General features: G+C 49.6%; 8 protein-coding genes and 1 pseudogene. 4 read left to right on the forward strand and 5 right to left on the reverse strand.

Annotated features, from left to right (window positions below):
• Positions 1 to 6 precede the first annotated feature (6 nt).
• Positions 7 to 1,359, reverse strand: a complete 1,353-nt coding sequence (locus tag QUB10_RS09320; RefSeq protein WP_333201478.1) for a cytochrome P450 — start codon at positions 1,357 to 1,359, stop codon at positions 7 to 9.
• A gap of 141 nt (positions 1,360 to 1,500) precedes the next feature.
• On the opposite strand from QUB10_RS09320, the gene QUB10_RS09325 reads away from it, so the two are divergent.
• Complete coding sequence (locus tag QUB10_RS09325) at positions 1,501 to 1,641, forward strand: hypothetical protein (protein WP_333201480.1); 141 nt, start codon at positions 1,501 to 1,503, stop codon at positions 1,639 to 1,641.
• On the opposite strand, the gene QUB10_RS09330 is transcribed toward QUB10_RS09325, so the two are convergent.
• The 3 genes from QUB10_RS09330 to psb28 all read right to left on the reverse strand — a co-directional run bounded on the left by QUB10_RS09330 (position 1,610) and on the right by psb28 (position 3,791).
• Positions 1,610 to 2,488 (reverse strand): methylated-DNA--[protein]-cysteine S-methyltransferase, encoded by an 879-nt coding sequence (locus tag QUB10_RS09330; RefSeq protein WP_333201482.1) that lies wholly within the window; start codon positions 2,486 to 2,488, stop codon positions 1,610 to 1,612. The two genes, QUB10_RS09325 and QUB10_RS09330, sit on opposite strands and share 32 nt — an antisense overlap.
• 274 nt (positions 2,489 to 2,762) lie before the next feature.
• Complete coding sequence (locus QUB10_RS09335; protein WP_333201484.1) at positions 2,763 to 3,269, reverse strand: MogA/MoaB family molybdenum cofactor biosynthesis protein; 507 nt, start codon at positions 3,267 to 3,269, stop codon at positions 2,763 to 2,765.
• A 186-nt stretch (positions 3,270 to 3,455) separates the two neighbouring features.
• A complete protein-coding gene (gene psb28 / locus QUB10_RS09340; RefSeq protein WP_333057059.1) occupies positions 3,456 to 3,791 on the reverse strand; it encodes a photosystem II reaction center protein Psb28 in 336 nt (111 codons plus the stop codon).
• 589 nt (positions 3,792 to 4,380) lie between these two features.
• Here psb28 and QUB10_RS09345 point away from each other — a divergent pair.
• The 3 genes and pseudogenes from QUB10_RS09345 to QUB10_RS09355 all read left to right on the forward strand — a co-directional run.
• Positions 4,381 to 4,833, forward strand: coding sequence for a MarR family transcriptional regulator (locus QUB10_RS09345; protein WP_333201486.1), 453 nt, complete (start codon positions 4,381 to 4,383; stop codon positions 4,831 to 4,833).
• A 14-nt stretch (positions 4,834 to 4,847) separates the two neighbouring features.
• On the forward strand, positions 4,848 to 5,612 hold the full coding sequence (locus QUB10_RS09350; protein ID WP_333201488.1) for an NAD(P)-binding domain-containing protein: 765 nt from the start codon (positions 4,848 to 4,850) through the stop codon (positions 5,610 to 5,612).
• 139 nt (positions 5,613 to 5,751) lie between these two features.
• A pseudogene (locus QUB10_RS09355) lies at positions 5,752 to 6,010 on the forward strand (transposase); the annotation flags it as partial.
• 119 nt (positions 6,011 to 6,129) lie between these two features.
• Here the strand turns inward: QUB10_RS09355 and QUB10_RS09360 are convergent.
• On the reverse strand, positions 6,130 to 7,260 hold a 1,131-nt coding region (locus QUB10_RS09360), incomplete at its 5' end, for an S-layer homology domain-containing protein (RefSeq protein ID WP_333201490.1).

Genomic DNA, 7,260 nt, shown 5'->3' on the forward strand with positions numbered 1-7,260 from the left:
CTGAATCTAACGCCGATCGCCCACAACCGTTAATCGAAACCGATCGGGCGGCACAAAGGTGATTCCCCGGCGCACCGGACGAATTGGCCGATCGAGATTCGATACAAACTCACGGGAAGACAGCACCGTTGCTAAAACAAGCTTCATTTCAAACATCGATAACGCCATCCCGATGCAGCTTCGACTCCCGCCTCCAAACGGTAAAAATTCAGAGGCGGAAAACTTGCGATCTAAAAAGCGATCGGGATTGAACCCGGCGGGATTTTCGTAGGTTTCAGGCCGACGGTGCGCCAAATAGACACAGGGGATTAAAATCGTTCCCGGTTGATATGTATAGCCTTCGAGTTCGATCGTCCGTTTCACCTTGCGCGGCTGCGAAATTAAGGCAATTGGATAAACCCGCAGCGCTTCCTTGCAGACTGCTGTTAAGTAGGGCGACTGCGAAAGCGCGATCGGATCGGGATTCTCGCCTAATTCATCCAATTCCTGCCGCAACCTAGCGAGACATTCGGGAAACTGATGCAGCCAGTAAAACGCCCAAGTCAAGGCCGATCCAGTGGTTTCATGTCCCAACAACAACAGCGTCATCAACTGATCGCGCAATTCTCGATCGCCGAGGGATTCGCCGCTGTCATCGCGGGCCATCATCAACACCGACAGAATATCCGTGCGAGACGAATCGAGAGAATGCGATCGCCTCTCGGCAATTTCCGCATAAATCAGCGAGTCAATCTGGGCCATCTGCTGCAAAAACTGCCCCCACGGACTCCAAGGCCCCAAATTTTGCTGCAACGGTTCAAAGAAAAATTGCATCGAGTACAGTTCAGAAGTAATCGCCTCTAAAAGGTTGCTGAGCAATTGTTTCAGGCGTTCGTAGCGCTCTCCCGGCACTAATCCAAACACGACTTGCAAGATTACTTGCAGCGAAATTTCTGACATTTCTTCGCGGACTGCGATCGCATCTGGGGCTTTCCAGTCGATCGTGTGCTTTTGCGTCAAATCAACAATCAAATGCCCTTGACTGTGCAACTGTTCCCGATGCAGCGCGGGCATTAATAGCTGTCGCTGTCGCAGATGTCGCGGCCCTTCATTCATAATTAGGGATTCATTTCCCACCAGCGGGCGAAATATGTTGGTCACTTTGCCAAACTCAAAGGCATCGGCTAACGTCGTAAACACCGCCTGAATCGCTTCTGGACTGCCCAGAAACACCACGGGGGGCGAAGCGGGCCCCAACACGCGGGCGGTAAATGTATCGCCGTATTTGGCCCAGGAGCGATCGAAAAATGCGATCGGGTCAGCTACCAGCGAAAGCGTTTGGAACAAAGCAGGAGAACGAGATCCGGTAGGCAGCGTCATTCGATTTTAGATTTTAGATTTTAGATTTTGGATTGACTTGCGCGAGATAAATTCGGGGGCGTGAGGATTTTAGATTTTAGATTTTGGATTGATTCCACGGATAAATCACGTGGCGGGTACCAGCTTTGAAATTCTTGGTCATTGAAAAACTGGCGATACAGCAATATTTCTAGTGTATTATCGATCGCCCGATCGCCGCCTGAAATTTATTTGTGGCCGATTGCTTCGGCAAGTAGCAAAAATAGTAATGCTATCGGGATCGATCGCAGATTGTACGGCTAGCTTCCCAGCCTAACATGACTGTTTTACGCTCTACTCCCCAGCCATAGCCACCGAGTTCTCCAGATTCTCGAATGACTCGGTGACACGGAATTAGATAGCCGATAGGATTGTTACCGATCGCATTTCCTACAGCTCTAGCAGCAGTTGGGCGTGCTACCATTTGAGCTATAGTTTGATAGGTGGCGATCGCACCAAAGGGCAATTGCAAAAGTGCTCGCCAAACTTGAATCTGAAAGTTAGTGCCTTTTACCAAGAGCGTTAATGGTTTTTGCTCGCTGAGAGTTTCTGAATTGAAAATCAGGTCACACAATGATTGAGTGGCTTGCTCATCACGAATAATTTCAGCGTTTTTCCATGCCAATCGCAGTCTTTGTGCGGCGGTTTGTTCGTCTGTTGTCTCCAAGAAATAAAGATTACAAATACCACGGGTAGTTGTAGCAATTAGAGATGTGCCAAAGGGGGTATCATGAATACCATAGCGAATTTGTAAACCTGCTCCGCCTGCTTTGAACTCCCCTGGTGACATTGCTTCTAAGTTCACAAATAAATCGTGTAATCGTCCGGGACTCGATAGTCTCACGTCCAATGTTAGGTCTAGAAGGCTTTTAGTCTGAGTGATTTTTGACTTGGCATATTCAACTGTCAGATATTGCAAAAACCGCTTGGGGCTAATGCCGGCCCATTGAGTAAATAGCCGTTGAAAATGATATTCACTGAGTCCTATGTGTTGGGCCACAGTTGCCAGATTCGGCTGGTTTAGGTGGTTTTGTCGCATAAAGGCGATCGCCCGAGCCATCCGGTGATAATCTTCGCTAGCATAGACACTCGCATTCTGCATCGAAATCATCTATCTAAGTCAAGGGATTTTTGGTGTTTCCTTACTTTAGCCATAGAGTAGGCTCAAAGCCACCCGTTTCTTGCGGTGAATGCACTCAGTCAATTTTAGATTTTAGATTTTAGATTTTAGATTGAAGAGATTGAAGAGATTGAAGAAAGCGACCTCACCGATCAACCCGGGGGCTTGCGATGAGGATGAGCGAGCTTTTTTCTCGATCCGCAGATGAATCGGGGGGCTTGTAACCAAATTTCTTTCGGTCAGTCAATTAACCGAACTCCCGCCCTCACCCTCCGCGCAACTGCGTCACCAAGTGAACTAATTCGGGTAAAATTAGCTTTTCCACAGCTAGTTTCACGCCATTGCTAGAGCCAGGAAGAGAAAAGACTAACTTGCCTTGATACACGCCTGCAACTGCGCGAGAGGCGATCGCCCTTGAACCAATTTCTTGATAGCTCAAAAACCGAAATATCTCCCCAAATCCCGGTAAAATCCTGTCGAGCAAACTCTCCATCACATCATAAGTCGTATCTCGGGGAGCGATGCCCGTGCCGCCGTTAAAAATGATTGCATCTACATCTTCACGCTGGGAAAAAGCCTGCATTTGCAATACAATTTTGGCTGCATCATCTTTAACAACAGTGTAAGCTACCACAGAGTGACCCGCATCTTTTAGCAGCTTTTTAGTTAACAAGCCGCTCTTGTCTGTTTCCGCCGAGCGCGTGTCGCTAACAGTAATGATAGCGCAGTTTACGGTTATTTTAGATAAGTCGGGGTGAGGAATTTGCGTCATATAACAGATGTTGAAGGAAGAAGGAAGAAGCAAGAAGGAAGAGGGAAGAGGGAAGAGGGAAAAGCGAAGAAGTCATTAGTTAGTTGTTATTTCTTCGTTGTTAGTTATTCATTATCAAATAACTAACAACCAATAACCAATGCCCCATACCCCATGCCCCATACCCCATGCCCTATTCCCCATCAATTATGCCTTGCTAAATCCTAAGCCGTTTGATTCCGAGTAGCGTTCCATAAAACGCATAAATCGATCCCATTCTTCGGGACTTCTCATTAGATAAAGAGCTTCCAAACCAGCAGGCTGACCGTTGATGAACTTAGCCTTAACCTCGCGAGTGAGGAGTTCGCCTTCTTCGTCGATCATGTACATTCCAGTAATGTCTTCGGTACTGGTGCTGCTGAGAGCTTTGGGATTTTCAAAGATAAACGTGGCAGTGCCTTGAGCTCCCGTTTTAGAACGGGTTAGGCGCACTTCGGGCACAGCATCTTCGTCTATACCCCGAGAAAATTGAATTTTAGCCATAATTTGACAGTCGAACCTTAAGGATTGCTTACTTAATTTCTTAATGTTTAATCATAAAACGATTCGGGTACTCGCAAATCAAGACTTGAGAGAGTGGGAGTGGGTGAGAGTGGGTGAGAGTGGATGAGAGTGAGGGAATCGGAGACAAGGGCGAGGGGTGATGGGTTGGTTCTTCTGAGATATTGCACCATTCTCAATAATCCTTTCAGGGCGGGCTCTCCTGCCCAACCCACAAGATAATCTAACCTGAGTTCGGGTTAAGCATAAGGGAGAAAAAAAGCATCGATATTGAGAGAAGGCTTCTTAGGATGAAGGGAATAAAGAGCACTTTCGCCGGGCTGGGTCGCAACCTGCCTCTGATCAAAGATTATGAGGCCCTGCCGCCTAGCCCAGAAGCCTTCGTATATGTGTCCACGATCCGCCTCATGCTCAAGCGGCTCACCAAGCCAAAGCTGGCGAAACGCCAATTTCACGCCCTATGAAACACGCACTTATAGGGATCGCCACAGAAAACCCAGAAAAAAAGTGAATTATAGGTATTGAACTATTATGTAGTGCGCTATATAATAGTTGTTGACTGGATTTAAAAATGGATAACAACTCGAACATCAACCAACGGCGACAGGTGGGGAGGCAGCTTTCGTTTGCCCTCTATAGTGCGTCGAACCGCGTCATTCGGCTTCATCGGCCCTTTCTTGAGCCTTTGGGCCTGACCTATCCTCAGTTTCTGGTCATGCTGGCTCTTTACGAGAGCACCCCGCGCACTGTTGGGGAAGTAGGGCAAGAACTCGGTATGGAGAACGGAACCTTGACGCCCCTCTTAAAGCGCCTTGAGAGCGCGGGGTTGGTGACGCGCACCCGTGACCAACAGGACGAACGCCGCGTTCTTATCGAGCTGACAGAAGCGGGCGAGGCACTCCGCTCCGCAGCGTGCTCGATCCCTGAAAAGATCGAGACGGCCTGCCGTCTCTCCGATGAAGACCTTGCCGAGCTTCGCGACACCTTGAACGCGCTGGCAATACCCCGTCAAACAACTCCGTAAAAGGATTATTTATCATGGTTGACACGAAGAAAATGAACATCGGGATCTTAGGCACTGGCCATATCGGGAAGACTTTGGCACGCAAACTCAGTGCGGCCGGACATGACGTGAAGGTGGCTAACTCTCGCGGCCCAGAGACGATCGAGGCCGATGTGCTGGCGAGCGGCGCACGCGCGGTCTCGACGGCCCAAGCGGTGGAGGACGTTGACGTGGTGATCCTCTCGATCCCTCTCAACCGCATTCCCACAATCGCGCCACTGATAGCCAACCTACCAGCCGAGACAGTCGTCATCGACACGTCGAATTACTATCCCCACCGCGACGACAAGATCGATGCCATCGAGGCCGGGCAGGTTGAGAGCCTTTGGGTTGCCGAACAGCTAGGCCGACCAATTGCCAAGGCGTGGAACGCGATCGGGTCTGGCTCCTTCGCCACCAAGGGCAAGCCTGCTGGAAGTCCTGACCGTATCGCCCTCCCTGTGGCTGCTGACCGCGAGAACGATCGCTCCGTGGCGATGGCGCTCGTCGAAGACACCGGGCTTGATGCTTTCGACGCGGGCACGATCGCCGATTCGTGGCGTCAGCAACCCGGCACGCCCTGCTATTGCACCGATCTCACGCGCGAACAGATGGCGGCAGCCCTGGCATCTGCCGACGCATCACGATCGCCAAAGCGCCGGGACTTAGCAGTTGCAGTGATGCAAGAGCGGCTTGGTGACGCCACGACAAATCCGGATGCCGATTTCGGGGTTCGTCTGAGCCGTGCGATTTATATGTAACGTGAGTTCGGGATAAGAAAGGGACAAGCAAGTAAGCTAAAAGTCATCACACCAAAGCTTTACAGGCTCGTCCCATGATTAGCTTAGAAGAACTATTTTGCGCTGTCGATGATTTCTGCCAAGTTTTTGAACCCAGATTGGGATTCAACTGATTACACAGCCAAAGTGCAATATGAAAAATAAGCTGATGCCACTGATGGATAAGCTACTAACGCGCAAACGCTCCATCATTGAGACGATTATCGACCAACTAAAAAACTTCTCTCAGATTGAGCATTCTCACCCGTCGCAGTCCGGTCAATTTCTTAGTCAACTTGGTCTGTGGATTGATTGCCTATTGCCTTCATCCTAAAAAGCCTTCTCTCAATATCGATGCCTTTTTTCTCCCTTCTGCTTAACCCGAACTCAGGTTAATCTACTCTTTGTGGAACAGGCCGGAAAGCCTGTTCAGCGAGAATGGTGCAAGATATAAGTTCTTTGTACCCCAAGTTCTCCTCTCCCTTGTCTCCCAATTCCCTTAGACGATGTAGGGAGAGTTAATTGGCTCGGCCCGCTTTGTGGCTACCAGAGTTTGGTAGATAAGGGCGGATATCTCGCCGCGGGTGATGTCGTGGGCGGGGGAAAGCTTTTCGCGCGCGGGATAGTTGACCACCATTTTGCGCTCTGTGGCGGTTGCTATCTCGTCGGTGGCAAAACTGGGAATCTGAGCTCGATCGACATAAACGCTCAAAGAATTGGGGTTGCCGCCCACCAACTGCAAGCCGTTTACCAAAGATACGATCGCCTGAACTCTAGTCAAATTCTGCTCCGGGCGAAACGTGCTGTCTGGATATCCAGCCAAAAAGCCAGCTCGATTAGCTTGGTCGATCGCTCCCTTGGCCCAAAAATCCGCCGCCACATCCTTAAAAACCGTCGCCTCACGGCGCGGCACCAATTCAAACGCCTTCGCCAACATAGCCGCATACTGAGCTCTAGTTAGACTCTCGTAAGGTTGAAAAGTGCCGTTGGGAAACCCGCTAACCATATTCATCTTTGCCAAGCGATCGATAAAATCCTTAGCCCAATGCGTGTTGGTGTCGCTGAACTGTAGCCCGCCAGGAGTCGGAGTTGCCGTCACATTGCCCAAATCAAATAAACCTTTCATCCGCGAAGAATTGAGCTGATTTCCCACCGCAGAAACCTTAACCCCAGTCGCGTTTTGCAAGTCTAATTCACCGTTATTCTGAAAAATATTGCCGCCCAAATCTTGAGCAGTACCAATATCTGGCAGCGACTTCCCCACCACAGTCAAACCGTCTTGCGTATTTTTTTCGATGCGATTTTTGCGTAAAATCGGCTGAGATTCCCCTGATAAAACTATACCGGAGCGATTTTCCAAAATTTGGTTATCAGCAATCAAAGGAGCAGACTGAGCTTGCAGAGAAATGCCGAAACCCGTCTTTTGAAAAATATTGCGCCGTATTTCTCCCTTAGCAGTTCCCGCCGTAATTACGCCAGCCGCTGAGTTTTCCATAAATATGTTGTCGAGAATCGCAGGATTAGCGTTCCCCGTGGCAAAAATGCCTTCGCGCTTACAACCCACATTCCGCACCCCCAACTGGCACATACGCGGATTGAGGGGGTAAAAGTGAATCATCCGAGACAAAGC

This window comes from Microcoleus sp. B5-D4, assembly GCF_036705145.1.
In the GTDB taxonomy this organism is placed as follows: Bacteria; Cyanobacteriota; Cyanobacteriia; order Cyanobacteriales; family Microcoleaceae; genus Microcoleus.

Coding starts and splice junctions, on each gene's coding strand:
- QUB10_RS09330 (WP_333201482.1), bottom strand. CDS start 2,488: ATGATTTCGATGCAGAATGCGAGTGTCTATGCTAGCGAAGATTATCAC.
- QUB10_RS09320 (WP_333201478.1), bottom strand. CDS start 1,359: ATGACGCTGCCTACCGGATCTCGTTCTCCTGCTTTGTTCCAAACGCTT.
- psb28 (WP_333057059.1), bottom strand. CDS start 3,791: ATGGCTAAAATTCAATTTTCTCGGGGTATAGACGAAGATGCTGTGCCC.
- QUB10_RS09345 (WP_333201486.1), top strand. CDS start 4,381: ATGGATAACAACTCGAACATCAACCAACGGCGACAGGTGGGGAGGCAG.
- QUB10_RS09350 (WP_333201488.1), top strand. CDS start 4,848: ATGGTTGACACGAAGAAAATGAACATCGGGATCTTAGGCACTGGCCAT.
- QUB10_RS09335 (WP_333201484.1), bottom strand. CDS start 3,269: ATGACGCAAATTCCTCACCCCGACTTATCTAAAATAACCGTAAACTGC.